We start from the raw sequence: 1647 nt of genomic DNA on the forward strand, positions 1-1647 counted from the left end.
GAGTAGGGATAGGGCGGCCAGGGTTAGTGTGGGGAGGGAAATCTGGCGACGATGGGGGATGAGCAGAGACATTTCTTGGATCGTCCGAGAGTCAGGCTGCAATATAGTCGAAGGCTCTTGGAGGGGGCCTGTACCGGAGGCCAACGCGAGCCTGTCCGTATTTTTGTGGGCGAGGCGTTTTAAAAGTTGTTATCCCCGCATCGCAGTAAACCGTTCGCCAAACAGGATAGCAAACTGGTTCATGGCAGCTTTCCAGTCGAAGGTCGCCCTGACGGACTTGGCCAGTACATTGCGCAAGGCCAGCCATAAGAGCTTGATGGCAGCCTCATCGGTGGGGAAGTGACCTCGGGTTCTTGATGATCTTGCGCAATTGCATATTCAAGCTCTCGATGGCGTTGGTCGTGTAAATCACTCGCCTGATGTCTGGCGGGAAGACGAAGAACGGCGTGACGTTCTCCCAGGCCCGCTGCCAGGCGGCCACGATCATCGGGTACTTTGCCCCCCATGGCCCGTCGGCAAATGCCTGTAGCGCCTGTTCGGCAGCCTGCGCGCTGGCGGCCGCGTAGATCGGGCGCAGCGCGGCGGCAACGGCCTTGCGATCCTTCCATCCCGCGTAATCCAAGCTGTTGCGGATCAGATGCACGATGCAGGTCTGCACCGTCGTGCGCGGGAAGGCCGTGCCGACGGCGTCGGCCAGGCCCTTCAGGCCGTCGACCACGGCGATCAGGATGTCCTGGCACCCTCGGGTCTTGAGCTCGTTGAAGACCTTGAGCCAGAACTTGGCCCCCTCGGTCTGCTCGACCCATAGGCCCAGCACGTCGCGCTGGCCGTCAGCCTGCACGCCCAGCACGTCGCGCTGGCCGTCAGCCTGCACGCCCAGCGCCAGATACACCGCTTTGTTGCTGACCCCGCCGTCGTCGCGGATCTTGACTCGCAGCGCGTCGAAGAACACCACCGGATACATCGCCTCCAGTGGCCGGTTCTGCCAAGCGGTGGTCTCGGCCATGACCTCGTCGGTGACCGAGCTGATGAAGTCCGGCGAGACCTCGGTGCCGTAGCTCTCGGCCAGGAACGCCTGGATTTCGCGCACGCTCATGCCCCGGGCGTACATCGCGATGATCCGGTCATCGAATCCGGTGAAGCGCCGCTCATGCTTGGGAATCAGGATCGGGGCGAAGGAGCCGTCCCGGTCGCGGGGAATCTCAACGCGTACCGGGCCATGCTCGGTCAGCACGGTCTTGCCGCTGGCGCCGTTGCGCTCGTTGGCCTGACCTTCGGGCTTGTCCTGGCCTGGCCGATATCCCAGATGCAGGTTCATCTCCGCGGCCATCGTGCGCTCAATCACCGCCTTCTGGAACGACAGGAACAGGTCTTGAACCTCGCTGGGCGTCATCGGTCCCTTGACCAGATGATCCAGCAACTCGGCCGGCACTTCTGGCAACGGCCCACGGGCCGCCGCTTGAGCGGCTGCTGTGCGTTTCTTCTTCATCGGCATATCCATGATCTTTAGTCCTCATGATATGCCTCGCACACAAAACTACGGATAGGCCCCCGTATAGGCAACTTAGAAAGCACCTCCGGGCGTTCGAACGTCACGACGAAGAGTTCACTGCCGCACAGGCAGCTTAGAAACACAGTACCCAGGAC

Annotated in this window: 1 pseudogene; it reads right to left on the reverse strand. The window is 61.7% G+C overall.

The features are described 5' to 3' along the window. Nucleotides 1-189 precede the first annotated feature (189 nt). Nucleotides 190-1495 (reverse strand): annotated as a pseudogene (locus tag KDH83_RS30600) (IS256 family transposase). Between the last annotated feature and the right edge of the window lie 152 nt (nucleotides 1496-1647).

Source organism: Achromobacter sp. Marseille-Q0513, from assembly GCF_018195695.1.
Classification (GTDB): Bacteria; Pseudomonadota; Gammaproteobacteria; order Burkholderiales; family Burkholderiaceae_B; genus Achromobacter.